Origin of the sequence: Polyangium spumosum, assembly GCF_009649845.1 — a bacterium.
Classification (GTDB): Bacteria; Myxococcota_A; Polyangia; order Polyangiales; family Polyangiaceae; genus Polyangium; species Polyangium spumosum.
In genome coordinates this window covers 108888-129178 of record NZ_WJIE01000008.1, presented here as the reverse complement: position 1 = coordinate 129178, position 20291 = coordinate 108888, and the positions used below count along the sequence as shown (strand labels likewise).

The 20291-nt window shown below is 68.9% G+C and carries 14 protein-coding genes; 4 read left to right on the top strand and 10 right to left on the bottom strand.

Annotated features, from left to right (window positions below):
• Positions 1-7: 7 nt before the first annotated feature.
• The 7 genes from GF068_RS27100 to GF068_RS47165 form a co-directional block, all read right to left on the bottom strand.
• Positions 8-295, bottom strand: a complete 288-nt coding sequence (locus tag GF068_RS27100; RefSeq protein ID WP_153822373.1) for a DUF5985 family protein — start codon at positions 293-295, stop codon at positions 8-10.
• Positions 296-324: 29 nt separating this feature from the next.
• A complete protein-coding gene (locus tag GF068_RS27095) occupies positions 325-588 on the bottom strand; it encodes a DUF5985 family protein (protein ID WP_153822372.1) in 264 nt (87 codons plus the stop codon).
• 8 nt (positions 589-596) lie between these two features.
• Entirely contained in the window at positions 597-1037 is a 441-nt protein-coding gene (locus GF068_RS27090) for a hypothetical protein (protein ID WP_153822371.1), read from the bottom strand.
• 23 nt (positions 1038-1060) lie between these two features.
• Positions 1061-3163: a hybrid sensor histidine kinase/response regulator gene (locus tag GF068_RS27085; protein WP_153822370.1), complete on the bottom strand. Its 2103-nt coding sequence runs from the start codon at positions 3161-3163 to the stop codon at positions 1061-1063.
• Between the two features lie 31 nt (positions 3164-3194).
• Complete coding sequence (locus tag GF068_RS27080) at positions 3195-9554, bottom strand: HAMP domain-containing protein (RefSeq protein WP_338046587.1); 6360 nt, start codon at positions 9552-9554, stop codon at positions 3195-3197.
• A gap of 278 nt (positions 9555-9832) precedes the next feature.
• Positions 9833-10504: an NAD(P)H-binding protein gene (locus tag GF068_RS27075; protein WP_153822368.1), complete on the bottom strand. Its 672-nt coding sequence runs from the start codon at positions 10502-10504 to the stop codon at positions 9833-9835.
• A complete protein-coding gene (locus GF068_RS47165; protein ID WP_153822367.1) occupies positions 10501-11706 on the bottom strand; it encodes a HEAT repeat domain-containing protein in 1206 nt (401 codons plus the stop codon). Before GF068_RS47165 ends, GF068_RS27075 begins: the two co-directional genes overlap by 4 nt.
• A gap of 167 nt (positions 11707-11873) precedes the next feature.
• Between GF068_RS47165 and GF068_RS27065 the strand changes: the two genes are divergently transcribed.
• On the top strand, positions 11874-12992 hold the full coding sequence (locus GF068_RS27065; RefSeq protein WP_153822366.1) for a hypothetical protein: 1119 nt from the start codon (positions 11874-11876) through the stop codon (positions 12990-12992).
• Here GF068_RS27065 and GF068_RS27060 read toward each other — a convergent pair.
• Both GF068_RS27060 and GF068_RS45435 read right to left on the bottom strand, forming a co-directional pair.
• A complete protein-coding gene (locus GF068_RS27060; RefSeq protein ID WP_153822365.1) occupies positions 12989-13171 on the bottom strand; it encodes a hypothetical protein in 183 nt (60 codons plus the stop codon). The two genes, GF068_RS27065 and GF068_RS27060, sit on opposite strands and share 4 nt — an antisense overlap.
• A 33-nt stretch (positions 13172-13204) precedes the next feature.
• Positions 13205-13798: a Spy/CpxP family protein refolding chaperone gene (locus GF068_RS45435; protein WP_240807468.1), complete on the bottom strand. Its 594-nt coding sequence runs from the start codon at positions 13796-13798 to the stop codon at positions 13205-13207.
• A 164-nt stretch (positions 13799-13962) separates the two neighbouring features.
• Between GF068_RS45435 and GF068_RS27050 the strand changes: the two genes are divergently transcribed.
• From GF068_RS27050 to GF068_RS27040, 3 genes are read left to right on the top strand one after another with little or no spacing between them, the layout of a single operon-like run.
• Positions 13963-15162 carry a LysM peptidoglycan-binding domain-containing protein gene (locus tag GF068_RS27050; RefSeq protein WP_153822364.1) on the top strand — a complete coding sequence of 400 codons (1200 nt, stop codon included), beginning with the start codon at positions 13963-13965 and terminating at the stop codon, positions 15160-15162.
• A 5-nt stretch (positions 15163-15167) separates the two neighbouring features.
• The gene (locus GF068_RS27045; RefSeq protein WP_153822363.1) at positions 15168-15884 is read left to right on the top strand and encodes a hypothetical protein; all 717 of its coding nucleotides are present in this window, start codon (positions 15168-15170) and stop codon (positions 15882-15884) included.
• Positions 15885-15928: 44 nt separating this feature from the next.
• Positions 15929-17665, top strand: coding sequence for a M61 metallopeptidase family protein (locus tag GF068_RS27040; RefSeq protein WP_153822362.1), 1737 nt, complete (start codon positions 15929-15931; stop codon positions 17663-17665).
• A gap of 7 nt (positions 17666-17672) precedes the next feature.
• On the opposite strand, the gene GF068_RS27035 is transcribed toward GF068_RS27040, so the two are convergent.
• A complete protein-coding gene (locus GF068_RS27035) occupies positions 17673-20189 on the bottom strand; it encodes a hypothetical protein (protein WP_153822361.1) in 2517 nt (838 codons plus the stop codon).
• Positions 20190-20291 lie beyond the last annotated feature (102 nt).

Sequence of the window (20291 nt, the reverse complement as noted above, 5' to 3'; positions counted from 1 at the left end):
ATCGCCGTCAGGGGCGCGGCAGCGGCGTCGACGCGGCGCTCTTGTGGGCGCGGTTCTTGTCGACGACCGCGTAGATGATGAGCGCGTTCGCGAGGAGGCGCATGAGGTACACGTAAGGGTAGTTGTCCTCGGGCAGATTCGCGGCCGCCAGGACGAGCCGGTTCACGGCCATGAGCGAAAACGAGAGTGCGAAGATGGCGAAGATCCGATCCCGCGTGCTGCGCCAGAAGCGCAGGAAAAACAGGGCGATCACCGCGAATCCCAGGACGAGCGCTCCGCTGATCAATTCGTTCATCTCCTCCGCCTCACCCGCGTCGGCGCGCCTCAGTCGCGCAAGTCATAAACCAGGCCATAGATGAGAAACGAGACGCCCATCAGCGCTGGGACCTGCCGGAGCGTGGAGAGGTCGTAACGAGGGATGACGCTCAGATCCACGAACAGGAGGACGTTGTTCAGCGCGAGCCCGGCGAAGCAGAGGCCGCTCCAGAGCAGGAGGCGGACCCGGCGCGCGGCATAAGCACGCAGGAGCAACGTCATCGCGACGAGGCTGGTGAGCGAGCAGAGGACGTACACGATGGCCGGTATCATGTTCCCTCTCACTTCTTCTTGAGCATGAAGGCATCCGCGAACGCGCGGATGTCACTCTCGGGGCGCCCATACACGAGATCGATCACGGCGAGCCGTCTCTCCTTGTAGAGCCGCGCCGCGGCGTCGATGAGCACCGCAATTTCCTCGGATGCAGGGCCGTGCTGATACACGGGCCCGCGCTCGGCGTGGCGAACCTTGATGAAATGCTTGCTCGCGAGGTGGGCGAGGCGATTCCCGATCGACATCAAGCTCGATCCGAGCTCGCGGCTCACCTCGTCGGCGCGCCACTCCCGCGGCGCGGTGTCGCGCAGGAGGCACATCACCTCGAGCTGCTCGAGCGAGGAGACGTGCTCCGTGATGAAGCGCGCGAGCTCCGTCGGAATGGGCCCCGAGAATCCTTTGATCCCCCCATCCGGTTTCGAGCCACGATCGTGCTGGTCACCACCCATTGCACCTCGTCAGGGTCGGCGCGTCAGGGGACCTCGCGGAGGGCCGCCACGGCCTCCACGGTCTCCACGCGCGAGCAGGGAGCTCCGACGAGCCCGGCGACGGCGCGCACGAGCTCGGCAGGGTCGATGGGTTTGGCGGCGTGGCGCTGGAAGCCAGCCGCGAGCGCTCGGGCCTGATCCTCCGCGCGCGCGTGCGCCGTGAGAGCGAGCGCAGGGACGGCACCCCCACGCTCCGGCGCGCGACGCCGCACGAAATCGATGAAATCGTATCCGTCCTCGCCCGGCATCGCGATGTCACTCACGAGCACGTGCGGCCGCGCGGCGTCGAGCTCCGCGATGGCCTCACGCACCGTGCCCGCGATCCGCACGTCGGCGCGATGCGCGGCGAGGACCTGGCGAAGGATCTCGCGCGTGTCCTGGTCATCGTCGACCACGAGCACGCGGAGCCCGCTCAGATCGGGCAGCGGGAGGCGCGACTTGCCGTAGGGCGGAGGCGTGGGACCGTCGCCCTCGCGAAGCACGAACGCCGAGGGGAGGCGCACGGTGAACGTCGAGCCCTGGCGCGGCCCGTCGCTGTGCGCCGTCACCGTCCCGCCGTGCGAGACCACGATGTGCCGCACGACCGCGAGGCCGATGCCGAGCCCGCCGTGCATGCGGCGGCTCGAGCTGTCGCCCTGACGGAAACGATCGAAGACGTAAGGGAGGAAGTCGGGGCGGATACCCTCACCGTTGTCCGCGACGACGAGCTCGAGCTCGTCGCCGACCCGTCTGAGCCGGACCTCGATGCGACCGCCGCGTGGGGTGAACTTGATGGCGTTCGAGAGCAGGTTCGTCGCGACCTGCCGCAGCCGCTCCGGATCACCCAGGGCCGCGTCCTTGCCCGCGGTCGAGCTCACGACGAGCGTGATGTCCTTCGCCTGCGCAGCGGGGCGCACCGCGTCGACGGAGGCCTCGACGAGCGGCGCGATCCGCACCTGCCGCTGCTCCATGCTCATCTTGCCCGTGACGATGCGCGAGACGTCGAGCAGGTCCTCGATGAGCTTGTTCTGCGCCCCCGCGTTGCGATCGATCACCTCGAGCCCGCGCGCGAGCTTGGCCGCGTCGGGCTGCGTCTCGCGCAGGATCCGCGTCCAGCCGATGATCGCCGTCAGCGGGGTGCGCAGCTCGTGCGAGAGCGTCGCGAGGAACTCGTCCTTGAGGCGGCTCACCTCGCGCTCCTCCGCGTGGAGGAGGTTCTGCAGCGCGACCGAGGCGAGCTGCGAGGAGAGGAGCAGCAGCGACTCGTCGTCCTCGCCGAAGCCGTCGGCCTCGCCGTTCGTCACCTCGATCCAGCCGACACACGCGCCGTCCGATCCGAAGAGCGGCGCAGCCATGAGCGGGCCGACCTCGTCCGCGGGCCCGGGATCCCTCTGCGCGCGCTCCGACGCGGAGAGCGTGACCACGCCCCCCGCGGTGACGACACGCGTGTAGATCCAGTCCGTCGTGGGATCCTGAGGGATCACCCGCGCCACAGAGGTCCCGTCGGCCGTGGACGAGGCCGTCCCGTGCTTCGATCCGCTGACGAGCGCCACGAACGACGCCCGCGCCCCGAGCGCCGCGCGCGTGCCCGCGGCGATGGCGTCGAGCGTCGCCTCGATCGAGCGCGCGGCGTTGATCGTGAGCGACGCACGCGCGAGCGCCGCGAGCTGGCCGGCCTTCCTGGCGATCGCCTGCGCCGCGAGGTTCGCCTCCTCGGTCTTGCGGTAGAGCTCCACGAAGACCGAGACCTTCGCGCGCAGGATGTCCGGATCGACGGGGACGAGCATGTAGTCGACGGCGCCGAGCGCGTAGCCCTGCTCCGCCTGGATCGCGTCCCCGAACGCCGTCAGGAAGATGATCGGCGTCTGCTTCGAACGCTTGCGTTGCCGGATGAGCCGCGCCGTCTCGAAGCCGTCCATGATCGGCATGTCGACGTCGAGCAGGATGACCGCGAAGTCCTCCTGCAGGAGGTAACGCAGCGCGTCCCGCCCGCTCTGCGCGAGGACGACCCGCTCGCCGAGCTCGGCCAGCATGGTCTCCACGGCCAGGAGCCTGTCCCTGCGGTCGTCCACGACGAGAATGCCGACCTTGTCGCGAGCGTGCTTCATGCGAAGGCTCCTCTGCTGGGGGGCATTCCGCTCATCGGTGCAGCCAGAACCGGAGCCTCGCGAAGAGCTGCTCGGGGTCCACGGGCTTCGCGATGTAGTCGGTCGCCCCCGCCTCGAAGCATTTCTCGCGATCGCCCTTCATGGCCTTGGCGGTCACCGCGACGATCGGGAGCGCGCGCCACTCCTCGCGCCCGCGAATCGCTCGGATCGTATCGTATCCATCCATCTCCGGCATCATGATGTCCATGAGGACGACGTCGAAATCCGTGCGCTCCTCGAGCACCTTGATCGCGTCCCGCCCCGTCTCCGCCGCCTGCGTCACCATCCCCTGCTCTTCGAGGATGGTCGTCATGGCGAAGATGTTGCGGATGTCGTCGTCGACGATGAGCACGCGCTTGCCAGCGAGCACCTCCTGCGAGCTGTGAAGCCGCTCGAGCGCCTGCCGTTGCGCAGGCGACAACCTCTCGACCGGAAGGTGCAGGAAGAGCGCGACCTCGTCGATCAGGCGCTCCTCCGAGCGGCTGTGCTTGAGGACCCCGATGTGGCCGAGGCGCTCGATCCGCTCCTCGTCGGCCGAGGACATCGCGCCGGGCACGTGCACGATGAAGGGGACGTTCTCGATCGCCTCGATCCCCGAGGCGCGCCGCACGAGATCGAGCCCGTGTCCGTCGGGCAGATCGACCGCCGTGACGACGGCGTCCGGCCGCTCCACGGAGAGCACCTCGATGGCCTCGTCGATCGAGCTCGCGACGAGGACGTCGACGAGGCCGTGCTCGAGCAGGTTCATCTTGGCCGCGCGGTCCGGCCCGTCCGGCTCGACGACGAGCAGCGTGCGCCGCGGCGCGTCGAGGAACTGGACGATACGCTCGATCGCCTCCGAGAGCGCTTCGCGCGTGCGCACCGGCTTCGGCAGCACGTCCCGCGCGCCCATCCGCAAGGCTCGCTCGCGCTCGTCGACGTCCGTCGTGATCACCTGCACGGGCACGTGCCGCATGCCGAGGTCGTGCTTCAGCCGATCGAGGACACGCAGGCCGTCGATGTCGGGCAGGTGCAGATCGAGCGAGACCGCGGCGGGCTTGAGCTCGCGCGCCATGGAGAGCGCGTCGGCCCCGCGATGCGCGACCACGGCCTTGATCCCGCGCTCGCGCGCGACCTCCACGATGAGCCGCGCGAAGGCGAGGTCGTTCTCGACGACGAGCAACGAGCGCTCGCCGGGCCGGATGGACGTGCGATCGTCGTCGATGCTGACCGGCATGAGCGGCGGCGCGTCGATGAGGAGCGGCTCGGGCACCTCGAAGGCCGCGATCACCTGGCTCGGGTCGTGGATCACGGCCGGGCGCGCCCGGGACACGCGCTGCGGCGCCGCGTACACGTGCGGCACGAAGAGCGTGAACGTGCTGCCGCGACCTGGTTGGCTCGACAGGCGCAGCTCGCCGCCGAGCAGGTTCGCGATGCCGCGGCTGATGGCGAGGCCGAGGCCCGTGCCGCCGTACTTGCGGCTCGTCGAGCCGTCCGCCTGCTGGAAGGCCTCGAAGATGATCTGCTGCTTGTCGGGCGAGATGCCGATGCCGGTGTCGTGCACGCTGAACGCGATCGCCCATCCCGCGCGGCCGATGTGCTCGTTCTCGGGGCTGTAGCCGTCCGAGACCGTGCGGACCTCGAGGCGCACCTTGCCGCGCTCGGTGAACTTGAAGGCGTTCGAGAGCAGGTTCTTGAGCACCTGCTGCAGGCGCTTGGCGTCGGTGTGGATCGAGCGCGGCAGCGTGGGCGAGAAGTCGAGCTCGAACTCGAGCTTCTTCGCCTCCGCGACGTGCCGGAATGTGCGCTCCACGTAGTCGGCGAGGTCGCGGAACCAGACCTCCCCGACGTCGACGACGACGGTGCCCGACTCGATCTTCGACAGGTCGAGGATGTCGTTGATCAGGCCGAGCAACTCGTTGCCCGAGGAGTGGATCGTCTTCGCGAAATCGACCTGCTTCGGGAAGAGGTTGCCTTCCGTGTTCTTCGAGAGCTGCTCGGAGAGGATCAGGAGGCTGTTCAGCGGCGTCCTGAGCTCGTGCGACATGTTCGCGAGGAACTCGGACTTGTACTTCGAGGTGAGCGCGAGCTGCTTGGCCTTCTCCTCGAGGGCCTGGCGGGCCTGCTCGACCTCGCGGTTCTTGCGCTCGACCTCGACGTTCTGCTGGGCGAGCAGGCGCGCCTTCTCGCCGAGCTCCGCGTTCGTCTGGCGCAGCTCCTCCTGCTGGCTCTGCAGCTCGCGCGCGAGGGACTGCGACTGCTTGAGCAGATCCTCGGTGCGCATGTTCGCCTCGATCGTGTTGAGCACGATGCCGATCGACTCCGTGAGCTGATCGAGGAACGCGAGGTGCGTCGGGCTGTACCGCTCGAACGAGGCGAGCTCCAGGATCGCCTTGACCTGGCCCTCGAAGAGCACGGGCAGGACGACGATGTTCACGGGCGCCGCCTCCCCGAGGCCGCTCGTGATCGTGATGTAGTCGGGCGGCGCGTTGACGAGCAGGATGCGCTCCTTCTCGAGCGCGCACTGGCCGACGAGCCCCTCGCCGAGGCGGAACTGGTTGTCCGAGTGCTTCCGCTGCTTGTACGCGTAGCTCGCGAGCAGCTTCAGGATCGGCTCCTCCTTCGAGACGTCCATCGTGTAGAAGACGCCCTGCTGCGCGGAGACGACGGGCGCGAGCTCCGAGAGGATCAGCCTGCCGACGGTGAGCAGATCCTTCTGGCCCTGGAGCATGCGCGAGAACTTGGCGAGGTTCGTCTTCAGCCAGTCCTGCTCGCTGTTCTTCAGCGTCGTGTCGCGCAGGTTGCGGATCATCTCGTTGATCGTGTCCTTCAGGGCGGCGAGCTCGCCCTGGGCCTCGACCTTGATGCTCCGCGTGAGGTCACCCTTCGTGACGGCCGTCGCGACCTCGGCGATCGCGCGGACCTGCGTCGTCAGGTTCGCGGCGAGCTGGTTGACGTTGACCGTCAGATCGCGCCACGTGCCCGCGGCGCCCGGGACGCTCGCCTGGCCGCCGAGCTTGCCCTCGACGCCGACCTCGCGCGCGACGGTCGTCACCTGATCGGCGAAGGTCGCGAGCGTGTCGATCATGCCGTTGATCGTGTCCGCGAGCTCCGCGATCTCGCCCTTCGCGTCGACGGAGAGCTTGCGCTTGAGGTCGCCGTTCGCGACCGCGGTCACGACCTTCGCGATGCCGCGGACCTGGTTCGTCAGGTTGCCGGCCATCGAGTTGACGTTGTCGGTGAGGTCCTTCCACGTGCCGGCGACGCCCTTCACCTCGGCCTGACCGCCGAGCTTGCCCTCCGTGCCGACCTCGCGCGCCACGCGCGTCACCTCGGACGCGAACGAGTTGAGCTGATCGACCATCGTGTTGATCGTGTTCTTCAGCTCGAGGATCTCGCCCTTCACGTCGACGGTGATCTTCTTCGAGAGATCACCATTCGCGACGGCCGTCGTCACCGCCGCGATGTTGCGGACCTGGGCCGTCAGATTGCCGGCCATCGAATTCACGCTGTCCGTCAGGTCCTTCCACGTGCCGGCGACGCCCTTCACGTCCGCCTGACCGCCGAGCTTGCCTTCGGTGCCGACCTCGCGCGCCACGCGCGTCACTTCCGACGCGAACGAGCGGAGCTGATCGACCATCGTGTTGATGGTGTTCTTCAGCTCGAGGATCTCGCCCCGCACGTCGACGGTGATCTTCTTCGAAAGATCACCATTCGCGACGGCCGTCGTCACCGCCGCGATGTTGCGGACCTGGGCCGTCAGATTGCCGGCCATCGAATTCACGCTGTCCGTCAGGTCCTTCCACGTGCCGGCGACGCCCTTCACCTCGGCCTGGCCGCCGAGCTTGCCTTCGGTGCCGACCTCGCGCGCCACGCGCGTCACTTCCGAGGCGAACCCGGAGAGCTGATCGACCATCGTGTTGATCGTGTTCTTCAGCTCGAGGATCTCGCCCTTCACGTCGACGGTGATCTTCTTCGAGAGGTCACCATTCGCGACGGCCGTCGTCACCGCCGCGATGTTGCGGACCTGGGCCGTCAGATTGCCGGCCATCGAATTCACGCTGTCCGTCAGATCCTTCCACGTGCCGGCGACGCCCTTCACGTCCGCCTGACCGCCGAGCTTGCCCTCCGTGCCGACCTCGCGCGCCACGCGCGTCACCTCGGACGCGAACGAGTTGAGCTGATCAACCATCGTGTTGATGGTGTTCTTCAGTTCGAGGATCTCGCCCTTCACGTCGACGGTGATCTTCTTCGAGAGATCACCATTCGCGACGGCCGTCGTCACCGCCGCGATGTTGCGGACCTGGGCCGTCAGATTGCCGGCCATCGAATTCACGCTGTCCGTCAGATCCTTCCACGTCCCGGCGACGCCCTTCACGTCCGCCTGACCGCCGAGCTTGCCCTCCGTGCCGACCTCGCGCGCCACGCGCGTCACCTCGGCCGCGAACGAGCTCAACTGATCGACCATCGTATTCGTGACGTTCTTGATCTGGAGGATCTCGCCGCGCGCATCGACGGTGATCTTCTGCGTCAGATCGCCGTTCGCGATGGCCGTCGCGACCTTCGAAACGTCGCGGAGCTGGACCGTCAGGTTCCCGGCCATCGAATTGACCGAGTCCGTCAGATCCTTCCACGTCCCGGCGACGCCCTTCACGTCCGCCTGCCCGCCGAGCTTGCCCTCCGTGCCGACCTCGCGCGCCACGCGCGTCACCTCGGCCGCGAACGAGCTGAGCTGATCGACCATCGTGTTGATGACGTTCTTGATCTGGAGGATCTCGCCGCGCGCATCGACGGTGATCTTCTGCGTCAGATCGCCGTTCGCGATGGCCGTCGCGACCTTCGAAACGTCGCGGAGCTGGACCGTCAGGTTGCCGGCCATCGAGTTGACGTTGTCGGTGAGGTCCTTCCACGTGCCGGCGACGCCCTTCACCTCGGCCTGACCGCCGAGCTTGCCCTCCGTGCCGACCTCGCGCGCCACGCGCGTCACCTCGGACGCGAACGAGTTGAGCTGATCGACCATCGTATTGATGGTGTTCTTCAGCTCGAGGATCTCGCCCTTCACGTCGACGGTGATCTTCTTCGAAAGATCACCATTCGCGACGGCCGTCGTCACCGCCGCGATGTTACGCACCTGGCTCGTCAGGTTGCCGGCCATCGAATTGACCGAGTCCGTCAGATCCTTCCACGTGCCGGCGACGCCCTTCACCTCGGCCTGCCCGCCGAGCTTGCCCTCCGTGCCGACCTCACGCGCCACGCGTGTCACCTCGGACGCGAACGAGTTGAGCTGATCGACCATCGTATTGATGGTGTTCTTCAGCTCGAGGATCTCGCCCCGCACGTCGACGGTGATCTTCTTCGAAAGATCACCATTCGCGACGGCCGTCGTCACCGCCGCGATGTTACGCACCTGGCTCGTCAGGTTGCCGGCCATCGAATTGACCGAGTCCGTCAGATCCTTCCACGTCCCGGCGACACCCTTCACGTCGGCCTGACCGCCGAGCTTGCCCTCCGTGCCGACCTCGCGGGCCACGCGCGTCACTTCCGACGCGAACGAGCGGAGCTGATCAACCATCGTGTTGATCGTGTTCTTCAGCTCGAGGATCTCGCCCCGCACGTCGACGGTGATCTTCTTCGAGAGGTCGCCATTCGCGACCGCCGTCGTCACGGCCGCGATGTTGCGGACCTGGGCCGTCAGATTGCCGGCCATGAAGTTCACGGAGTCGGTCAGGTCCTTCCACGTGCCGGCGACGCCTTGCACCTCGGCCTGACCGCCGAGCTTGCCCTCCGTGCCGACCTCGCGGGCCACGCGCGTCACCTCGGACGCGAACGAGCCGAGCTGGTCGACCATCGTGTTCACCGTCTTCGCGGTGCGGAGGAACTCGCCTTCGAGGGGGCGGCCGTCGACCTCGAGGGCCATCGCCTGCGAGAGATCCCCCTTGGCGACGGCGCCGATGACGCGCGCCATCTCGCTCGTCGGGTGCACGAGGTCGCTGATCAGCGCATTCACGCTGCCGACCTCGTGCGCCCAGGCGCCGGTGAGCCCCGCGATCGCGGCGCGATCCCCGATGCGGCCCTCCTTGCCGACGACGCGGCTCACGCGCTCGAGCTCCGTCGCCACCCGGCTGTTCAGCTCGACGACGTCGTTGAAGGTATCGGCGATCTTGCCGTCGAGGCCCTCCCAATCGATGGGCAGGCGGACCGAAAAATTGCCCTTTTTGAGCGCGGTGAGCGCCTCGAGCAAGAGTCTGCGATCGAGGTAGCCCCCGGCGCGCGCGGAGGTCTCGCGCGTCTGGCGCTCGGAAACCGTCGAACCACGCGTCTTCTTCGCCTCGGCGGAGACCTTCGTGGCCCCGACCGGTTTTCCGCCGTTCACCCTCTTCTCACGAGCGGAAGACGCCCGCATACCGCGAGGCGCTTCATCCAGCGCACGTTTGGGCATGGTACCCCCTGGGACGACGACGCGCCGCCCGCAACAGATTGCATCCTACGCGGCGACTCTCTTTGCGAAATCCGGCGCTCACCGGTTCGGGTGTCGGGTATGCCCTTATGCCCAGATGGGATCCGTAGCGATCGTTCGTATGCGGTCAAACGATCTACGAAATTCCTTGGTGCTGCAAACGTCGGTCCAGACAACCAGGCTGGCTTTTGCCGCTACGACGCGAGACGACGAATGTCGTCGAAGGTGCGGACATGCACGCCAGTCGTGCCATCGGACACCAAGGAAGCAATCATCGCCGCGGCGACGTCGCGCGCATCAACGGGGCGATACACTCGCATGGGCCCCACCATGAGCCCGCTCACCACGCTCATCACGGCGATACCCACCGCCTCGCCCGTCCTGGCCTCGCTGCGCTCGCCCACGAGCAAGCTCGGGCGCAGGATCTCGACGTATTCGTATCCGAGCCCGCTGACGTCCCGCTCGGCCTCACCTTTGACCCGCAGGTAGAAGTTCCTCGACGCAGCGTCCGCCCCGATGCTCGACACGAGCGCGAGCTTGCGAGCCCCCGCACGTCTTCCAAGCTCGGCGACCGCGACCACGTAATCGTGGTCGACCTTGTAAAACGCCGGCCTGGATCCCGCCGCCTTGATGGTCGTGCCGAGCGCGATGAAGACGTCGTCGACCGCCGGCAACGACGAGAGCTCCGCCAGCGCGTCGAAGTCGGCGCGGAGCTCCTGCAGTTTGTCATGGTTCATTCCCGTCGGCCTGCGCACGAGCGCGACGACACGTGTATACGCCGGGTGCGCGAGCAAGCGCTCGAGGCAGCTCCGACCGACGAGGCCCGTGGCGCCCGCGAGGAGCGCGGTTCGTCCCTGCAAACTCATTCCGCCTTTCCTTTCCTTTTTCCGTACAGAAAGAAGGCAATCGCCCCGAGGACCACGACGACCACCGCCGCGAGGAGACCCTTCATGCCACGAACACCGGCGTCGTCCCCCGCAGGCGGGGCCGCCGGAGGCGCGGCCGGGCGAGCCGCGAGGAGGTTCTGCTCGGTGGCGGCCACGCGCTTCGTCTCGGGATCCGGGTGCGAGCTCGCCACGCGGGCGAGGACATCACGCGCCCTCGGCGAGCCGACGCGCCGCAAGCTGCCGAGCGCGGCGAAGCGGAGCTCGGCGGGCTCGTGATCCACGGCGCGCCCGAGCGGCTCGACGGCCGCCTCGTTGCCCTCGATGCCGAGCGCGCGCGCCGCCGCGACGGCCGCGTCCCGCTCGCCCTTCTCCAGGATCGAGACGAGCTCGGCCGTCACGGCGGGGACGAAGGCGCGCGCCCCCGCCGCGCGGATGACCTGCGCGCGCTCGATCGGACGCGCGCTGCGGAGCAGCGGGATCCAGAGCGGGCCCACCTCGACGAGCTTGCGGCGCTCGAGCTCCATGAGCAGGCCGACCCGCGAGGTGGCGGACCGCGAGGCGTCGCCGAGCAGCGCAAGGAGCGCGGGGCGGTCGGCCTCGCCGACGAGGGGCACAGCGCCGGCGAGGGTGAGATCCCGCAGCGCGAAGTTCGTGATCCGAGGCTCGCTCGACGCGAGCATCGTGACGGTGACGCGCCCCAGCGCGGCGGGATCGTCGCTCGCCCGCTTGCCCTTTCCGAGCGCGGCATAAGCGCGCGTCGCGTCGATCCACGTCGCCCGGGAGGCGGGCACGAGGACGATACGATCCGCGATGGCCTCCACGGACTCGTAGGGCGCCACGTCGGCGTCCTTCGCGCCTTCGCGCCTGCGTTCGAGGAAGAGGAGCACCTCCTCGCCGACCACGTAGGCTTCGTCGGCGTGGCGGTGCGGGACAAAACGGATGGGGCCGATCTTCGCGTCGCCTTCGCGGAGCAGCTCGAGGATCCGCGCCTCGACGGGCGGGAGGGGCCCGGTGCCGCGGGGCTCGGGGCCGATACGCTCGATCCGCGCGGCCGCGATGACGTCGGCGGCGCTCGCCATCTGGTGCAACGTGAGTCCGCCCGGGGTGGTGTGGGCCTCTGCGAGGGCCGGCGCGAGCGCCACGAAGGCGGGGGCGAGCAGCGACACGCGGGCACGGAGCACGGCGCGGATGCTACTCGAAAACGCCTCGGCGTGGCGGCGGCGCGCGATAGCAGGATCGAGGCGGGAGGCAAGGCGCGGAACCTTGCTCCGGGCGAGGAAACACGTCAGGATCGGGCCCTGACGTCGGGGGCAAGAGGCCCGGGGTGGGGAAACTCGGGAGACAAACCATGCTGGATTTGCAGGACCCTCAGGAGATCGTCGATCGGCTCGAGGAGCGGCTCGACCTCCCGGTCCATCCGACGTACCCGCTGCGGGACAAGGAGATCGTGGGCATCTGGCGCAAGCGGAGCGTCGAGGCGCTCCAGGGGCTCTGGAAAGGAGGCTTCTTCGAGCGCAAGGACGCGCTCGGTCGGCCGCTGCACGAGAGCCTGTTCGCCGTGGCCGACGGGCCCATGGCCTCCACGTTCGAGGAGGCGCCGGGGCGAACCATCCTGCTCGGAGAGCTCATCCGCAACATCGTCCAGCCGGGCCGCATCACGCAGGGCCTGAAGGGCACGTGCGCCGCGACGTGTATCGAGATCTACGTCGCCGAGCGAGATCCCGCCGAATACGCGCGAATCGTCGCCGGGCTCGTGAGCCCGGAGGGAAAGGTAAAACTCCGGAGCGGCCGCGAGCTCGCGCGCGACGAGGACGTGCTCGAGCCCGACGAATACGAGTTCCGCAGGAGCCCGGTGAGCCGGCTCTTTCAGGTCGCGTGCATGGAGTACGCCTACCCCGAGCTCGATTACCGCAACGCGGAGGACGGCCAGTTCGAGGGCGTGAAGAACACCGGCACGGGCCTCTCCCTCGGCGCCTTCGATCGGCTGCTCGACGGGATCACGGGCAAACACTGGGAGACGCTCTCCGACGCGCACGCGCGTTTCGCCGCGCTCTTCGCGCGGTTCGGCGTGGACACGAGCAAGGTGGCGGATCTGCACCGCGACGCGCTCTCGATCATCGAACGCGTGACGAGCGCGGGCGAGACCGTCTTCGCGACGCTGGAGCTGCCCAAGGTGCGCAGCCCCGTCCGCAGGGCCGCGGGCAGCGCCGAGCACGCGGCCCACAAGGTGCGGATCCTCGAGATCGATCGTCCGAACGGGATCGTCACGTACGACGACCCGATGGATCCGCAGCAGTCGTGGTTCGAGGGGATCCGCACGCGTATCGTCGACCGGTACGGCCGCTGCACGATGCCCATCGCGGATTTCGAGAAGCTGCTCGTGGAGCTGAGTTATCCGCCCGAGCTCTGGCCCGGGCCGGAGCAGGCGCGCCCTGCCCCGACCGAACCGCAGCCCGAGACGCGTTAACGCGGCGGCGGGGGCGGGGGCGCCTCGGCGTTCCTCGCGGCGTCCACGCAAATCTTCGCGACGTGTTGCTCGAAGTGCTGCCGCTTCTGCCCGCCGTGGCAACGCAGGCTCGCGAAGCCGGCGGCATATCCGCCGAGAGTCCCCAGGCTCAAGAGCACGATCAACAGTCTCCGCTTCATGGTCTCACCTCGTCCGTTGTTTTCTTGAAGGCCTCAGCCGCCGAAGCCGCCCCAGAACCCCGGCCCCTGCTCGATCAAGTCCGCGAGGCGCGCCCGCTGGCGCTCGTCGAGCACCTCGTGCACCTTCGCCATCGAGCCCACCGTCGCCTTGCGCATCACCTCGAGCGCCGCGTCGTGCCGCGCGAAGAGCTCGCCCATCACGGTCTCGTCGAAGCTCGGGCTGCGCATCACGCGGGCCAGATCCTCGCGGCTCTTGCGCAGCTCGCCGCGGTGCTTGGCCATCACCTCGCGCATCTCCTCCATCGCCGCCGCGATCGCCTTCTCCTGGCCCGGCGTGGTGTCGAGCGCCTCGAAGAGCCTGCGGAGCACGAAGTGCGGCATGCCGTACCCGCGAGGCCGGAAGCCCGCGCGGCCGTGCGTCCGGAAGGGCCCTCCCTGCTCGCGCCCGTGGCCGCCGCCCTCCCATCCGCCATGGCCATACCCGTGCCCGCAACCGTCGCCGCCGTACGAGCCACAACCGCCCGCGTACCCGAAGCTCCGGTAGCCGTAGCCGCGGTGACAACCGCCGTGGCGCAGCACCTTGATGAGGCCGATGAGGCAAGCGGTCCCGATCAAAAATCCGAACATGTTCCCTCTCCTCCGCGGCTTCTCCTGCGCCGCGTCGTTCACGCGAAGGAACATCACTCGCTCGTGTGAAGCGCGCGCCCCGCTCCGTGTGAAGAAGCGCAAAGGCCCCGCCGAAACCCAAGAAGGTAGCCAGATCCGGCCGGCCGCTGGTAGAGTCCACCTCGATGCGGCGGTGGTTCTTCGGGCTCGTTTTCCTGGTCTTCCCCGGCTGCGCGGCCACCGCGCCCGCGGAAGCAGGCCCGAAGGCGACCCACCCCGCGCCGCTGCTCGTGAAGCCGGCCCAGGCCGCAGCCCCGAAGCCCACGCCGAGCGCCCCCGCCCAGGCCACGACGCACGACGCAGACACGGACGAAGGCGACGACGAAGGTCCGGACGACGACGAAGCCGAGGCCGCCGAGGCCGCCGAGGCCGAAAACACCCCCCCGACCGCAGCCCCACCGCCGCCGCAACCCAAGCTCCCCTCCCCCATGCTCGCGCTCAGCGTGGAGCAGCTCGAGGCCCGCTACCGCAAGGATCCCGCCTCCGTCGGCCCACTCTCGCTCGGCGTGCCAAACGCGGGCGCACTCGTGAACGGCGTGCAGATGCCGAAGAGCGACAAGTGGATCGTGCAAGATCCCTCGTGCGCCTGGGGCACGCAGGAGACAGTGGACGCCATCGCGCGCAGCATCGAGAAGGTCGCGGCCGAGCACCCCGGCGCCCCGCCCCTCGCCATCGGGCACATCAGCGCCCGCAAAGGCGGCCACCTCTCACCCCACAAGAGCCACCAGTCAGGGCGCGACGTCGACCTCGGCTACTACCACAACCCGCCAAAGTCCCACTTCATCCGCGCCACCGAGGCAAACCTCGACCTCGAGCGCACACTCGCGCTGGTAAAAACCATCGTGAACGAGGCCGACGTGGACCTCGTCCTCATCGACACCGCCGTGCAGCGTCTGCTCGTGAAGTACGCCCAGCGCAAGGGCGAGGACGAGGCCTGGCTGGACCAAGTCTTCCAGGTGCGCGGCAAGAGCCCCCGCGCAGTGGTGCGGCACGCGCGCGGCCACGGCAACCACCTGCACGTGCGCTTCTCGAGCCCCATCGCGCAGGAGCTCGGGCGCAAAGCCGGCTCGTTCCTGAGGCGCGCGAAGGTCGCGCCGGCCCACGTGGCCGAGTCCGTGGTGATGCACAAGGCCCGGAGCGGCGACACGCTCCAGATCCTGGCCCGCAGGTACGGCACGACGGTCGAAGCAATCCAGGGAGCCAACGGGCTCAAGACAATCGACATCAAGATGGGCCGGAGGTACCGCATCCCGGTCCCCAAACCCGTAGCCCCGCGCAAAGCGCCGCCAGCCCCCAAGCGGCCCACGACCCCGCGGAAGCGGTAGCTGCCATGGAGTACCGGAGCGACCTCGACGCGGCGCGGATGCGGATCGAGACGCTCGACGCGAAGCTCGCCGAGCGCGAGGCCTCGCTCCGGGCGCGTGAGGCGGAGATCGCCGAGCAAAACGTCGAGCTCGCGCGGCTGCGCAGGGCCGGCGGAAAGCCGTCGATCTCCCGTGCCGCGTGGATCGGCATCTTCGGTCTCACCCACGTCCTCGTGGCCGGCGCCGGCGCCCTCGGCTTCTGGGCGCTCTACGATCCGCTCGTGTACGTCAGTTGCCCCGAGCTCCCTGCCGCGCCTGCGCCGACGCCCCCCGTGCACGAGAAAGGCCCCGTCGCCGAGGGGCACGTCCCCCCGCCGCCGCGCGTCGCTCCCCCGGCGTCGACCTCGGGCGCGGCGACCGACGAGGATCCCGAGGAGAGCGAGACCAAACGCGCCGAGGAGCGCATGGCCCCCGAGGTCCGGGCCTGCCATCACGAGGAGACACGCAAACACCCCGACGCGCACGGGTTCGTCACGGTGACCTATGACATCGAGCCCACCGGCAAGGTCGGTCGCGTGACGCTCAGCGGGCTCACGCGTGGCGCCGACCCGTGGTGGAGCAAAGGCTTCGAAACGTGTGTCGTCGCCGCGTACCGCAAGCTCACCTTCCGCCCCTCGGCCGGGCCGAAGACGACCGCGAAGGGCTCGCACTTCCTCTCGGCGAAGGACGTCATCAAGTTCTGAATCCGCGTGCACTCGCGCACGCCCTGGCAGTATCCTCGCGCGCCGTGCGCCTCCCCTGCCTCTCCCTGCTCGCGCTGGCTTCCTGCCTCGTGGCTTGCGCGTCCGAGCCGCTGATCGCCGAAACCCCGTGTCCGCCGGCTCCGAAGAGCGTCGCTCCTGCGGCTGCGCTGCCGAAGGCCGAGACGAACGCGCCTCCCGTGGTTGAAGTGCGCCTTGCCCCGACGCGTGACGGTGCGAGTGGGGCTGTCGCCATCGACGTGTCGATGCGCTTCTCTGCGCCGCCGGTGGAGTTTGGTGAGACGCGCCCGCTCGTGTTTCGGCTCGACGGCGCTCGCGCGGAGGATGTCGACGAGCTCGCGGCGCGTGACGCGGAGGGCTCGCTCGCGCTCGTGCGCGACGAGGGGGACGACAAGGACACGACGGCGTTGCCTGGCTGGCGTGCGGAGCGGCGCGCGCGTGGTCCCGTCACCGTGACGTACACGCGGAAGATCGCTTCGACCGCGGGTGCGCGGCCCTCCGCCCTCTCGGCGACGGCGGGCGGGTTCCTTGGGCTGGGGCGTGCCTTCTTGCTCGTGCCGGAGACGACCGAGCCGCATGTGATGCGTGTGCGCTGGGACGTCGCGGGCCTCGGCCCTGGCGCGCGGGCTGCGTCCTCGTTTGGCCTGGGCGACGTCGAGTGTATTGGCCCGCTCACGATGATTGGCGACGCCACCTTTACCGCGGGGATCTTCGATCGGATGACGGTCGAGAAGCTCCTGCTGCAGGAAGGCAGGGGTGCTGTCGTCACCTTGACCTCCCTTGGGCGTGGCGCCTTCGACATGTTCGACGTCGGGGCCTGGGCGAGCCGGGCCTTCCTCTCCGTCCAGCCGCTCACCGAGGCGCCGCTTGGCCATTTCGAGCTCTTCTTGCGATCGAGCGGCGCTGCGGGCGGGCGCTTCGACCTCGACATTGCGGGAACGGGCGTGATTGCCGTCGCGGACGAGGGGCGTACGTTTGGCTGGCCCGAGAAGCGTGACCTCGCGTGGGCCATGGCGCGCTTGAACCTCGGGCTCACCGTCGAGGCTGAGCGCTGGTTCGACGAGGGCTTCGTCACCTACCTCGCGGTCGACGCCTTGCGCCGGGCGGAGCTCGTCGCGCCCGCGGATCTCGCCGGGGAGCTTGATGTGCGGGCGACGCGGTACTTCTCCTCGCGGCGCGCCCATCCGGACGACCTTGGCATGCTCTTCGCGGCCGAGCTCGACGCGCGTTTGCGGGCGAAGAGTGACGGGAAACGCTCCCTCGCCGACGTCATCCGCGTGATCACGCCGAAGCCTGGCCCGCACGAGACCGGCGAACAGGCGCGTGTGACCGTCGCTGCGCTGCGCGAGGCGATTGGCAAGGAGCTCGGGGCCGAGGGGGAGACTCGCTTCGCTGCGGTGCTCGTGAAGGGAGGCGCCGCGCCGGACGTCCCTGGCGACGCCTTCGGCCCGTGCCTCACGCGGGTGAAGAAGAAGGTCCCCCAGCACGACCTCGGCTTTGATCCTGCGTCCGTGGCTGAAAAGAAGGTACGGGGACTCTCCCCGAAATCGGCCGCCGCGAAGGCGGGCCTCGTGGAGGGGGACCGCATCACGGCGGCGGATCTCGGGGACGGCACGATTGAAAAGCCGGTCGAGGTCGAGGTCGACCGCGGCGGCAAGCTCACGAAGGTGCGTTATTTGCCGCGTGGTGAGAACGTCGACGCGTTCTCGTTTGCGCTCGCCCCGAAGGCCCCGGCGAGCTGCGGGGCCCCGCGGGCGCGTTAGCGACGGATCAAGCCGGCGGCTTGCAGAACACGCCGACGATCGTCCCCAGGTTATTGCCTGGTTTGCATTCGGCGTACGCGCCGTCGTCGTTCGGGATGACGGTCACGTCCACTTTTTCGGCCTCGATCGTCGGCGGCATGCTCCAGTTGCACGACACGAGCCGGCACTCGCCCGGCTGCAGGACCTCGGTGGTCTTCGCCTCGCACACCTTCTGCTGCCCGACGTAGAAGCCGACCGAGAGCCCGGCGCCCACGGGATCGGCCCCGCGGTTGCAGATCGGCGCGCCGATCTCCGCGCCTTGCCCGCTGCACGCGTATTGCGTGCTCGCGCCCGCCGTCGGATCCCCCGTCGCCGCGCCGTTCGCGTTCCCGGGCACGTTTTGCCGGAAATTGTTGAGCGTGGGGTCGTCCCAGTTGTTCGTCCACGCGCTCGTCTGCGGGATCGTCCCGTCCTCGTTCACGTGCGTCACCGCGTACGGGTGCTGGTTCCAGATCGTCCTCGAGCGGACCCACTTGTCGTTCGCGTCCGAATACACGCGGATCCCCGAGACCCCGTGCGGATGGCCGGCGCGGCAGGTGCTCCCCGTACCGGGCGTGCCGTCGGGCGGCGGCGCGCATTTCAGGCCCTCCTCGATGCAGGCCGCGTCGTCCTGCGCCGCGCAGCATTGTTTCGTCTCCGTGCACCGGCAGAACCCGGCGTCACACACCCCCGAGACACAATCGGCCGCCGCCTCGCACCGCACGCCGGGGAACTGCGGATCCACGCCGTTCGCGTCGAGCGTCTGGCAGACGATGCCCGTCCCGTCGGGCGAGCACGCCTTGTTCGACGGCGTGACCAGGTCCGCGCGGAAATTGCCGTCGACGTCCGCGATGAGCGGGTTCTCGTACCACGTGCACGACGAGCGATACTGGCTGAACAGCACGTCGCCCGTGTTCCCGTCGTACACGCGGACGAAACACTCGTCGCCGTAGACGACCTCGCTCGAGCCGTCGGCCTCGAAATCGAAGACGCTCGAGCCCGTCACGTTCGACGAGAGGTCCTGCGTCGATTTCGACCAGAGGATGTAGCCGCCCGCCGCGCACGTGCCGCCCGCGAAATCACAACGCGCGAGGTTGCATTGCCCGCCGGGCCTCGGCGCGGCGCCACAATCGAGGTCGTAGATCGTGTAAAACGCCTGCCCGGCCACCGCGACCTCGGGCAGGCCATCCCCGTCGAAATCGCTGACCGTGGGCGGCCCGCCGCCCCCCGCACCGGGCACGGCCACGGGCGGCTGCACGAGCGTGCCGTCGATCGCGTAAATCATCACGAGGCTCGATCGCACGACCACGATCTCGGGGTTCTTCGCCGGCGCGCCCTCTCCATACGCGCCGAAATCGGCGATCGCCACGTGCCCCGGCGCCGACGCCGACGCGCCCGGGAAACCCGGCTCCTGCGCCCACGCGCCGTTCGCCCACTCCCAGACGAATTGCCCGTTCGTGAGCTCGATGTTCGGGTCCTGATCGAGGTTCGCCACCACGGAGAAGAGGCCGGACCCATAACTCGCATACCCCGGCGGAGCGCCCGACGCGAGCGTGCCGTCCGCGCGCAGGACGGCGCCCTCGCGCAGGATCTCGGGCTTGCCGTCGTCGTCGATGTCGTGAATCGAGGGCCCCGCCCAGCCCACGGGGCAGCGGTGCAGGTTGAAATCGCAGGGGCCTCCCACGATGCCGGCCTGGTGGGCCGATTTCCAGAGCAGCCCCCACGCCCCCGCCTTCTTCGTGAACGCGAGCGTCGAGCCGTCCGCCCCGTACGCGACGATCTCGGCCACGCCGTCGCCGTCGAGATCCCCCGCCGCGAGCGTCGACGACGAGACGAGCCAGTCCACCGCGCCGTCCCCGTCGACGTCCGTGCCGCCGAGGTTTGCCTCCAGCGAACAATCCTTCCCGCTGAGCACGCGGATCATGCCCGCGTCCTCGGTGTAATTCGCCACCACGGTCGCCGTGAACGCCGCGACGATGCTCGGCGAGCCCGCGGCCGCCGGTTTGTTGAAGTTCGCCACGATCGGCGTGCCCTGCACGTCGACGTGCCCGGGGAACGGATCCCCCTCGGGCGCCGTGCTGAACTCGCACTTCACGCGCGGCGAGAACTGCCCGGCCGCGATGACGTTGATACACGTCGGATCGTTCGGCGGCGCCTTGCTCTCCCACGGCACGCATTGCTTCGACATGGGCTCGCAGTACGTGTCGTTCTGGCAATCCGCGTCGTTGCCGCAGCCCTTCACGGGCACGCAGACGCCGTGCGAGCAGACCTCGCTCGCAGGGTCGCACGTCGGATCACACGTCCCCGGGAACCCGCCGCCTTGCGCGGAGCCGACGGTGAACGTCCCGCCGTCGCCGCCCATCCCGCCCGAGCCGGGCCCGCCCGCGCCCGCGCCGCCCGTACCCGTGCTCGATCCGTCACCACATCCCTGGCCGAGCGCCGAGAGGGCGAGCGCGAAGACGCCCGCCGCGGCGAGCCATCCATTCCGTTTTGATCGAAAAGCCATGAACACCTCGCATCGGACGCGTCACGCGCCCGCGTGGCGGGAGAGTACCGGAGGACGCGACAAAGCGTCCCGGTCGCTTCGATCCCTCTTGACCAGGGATCG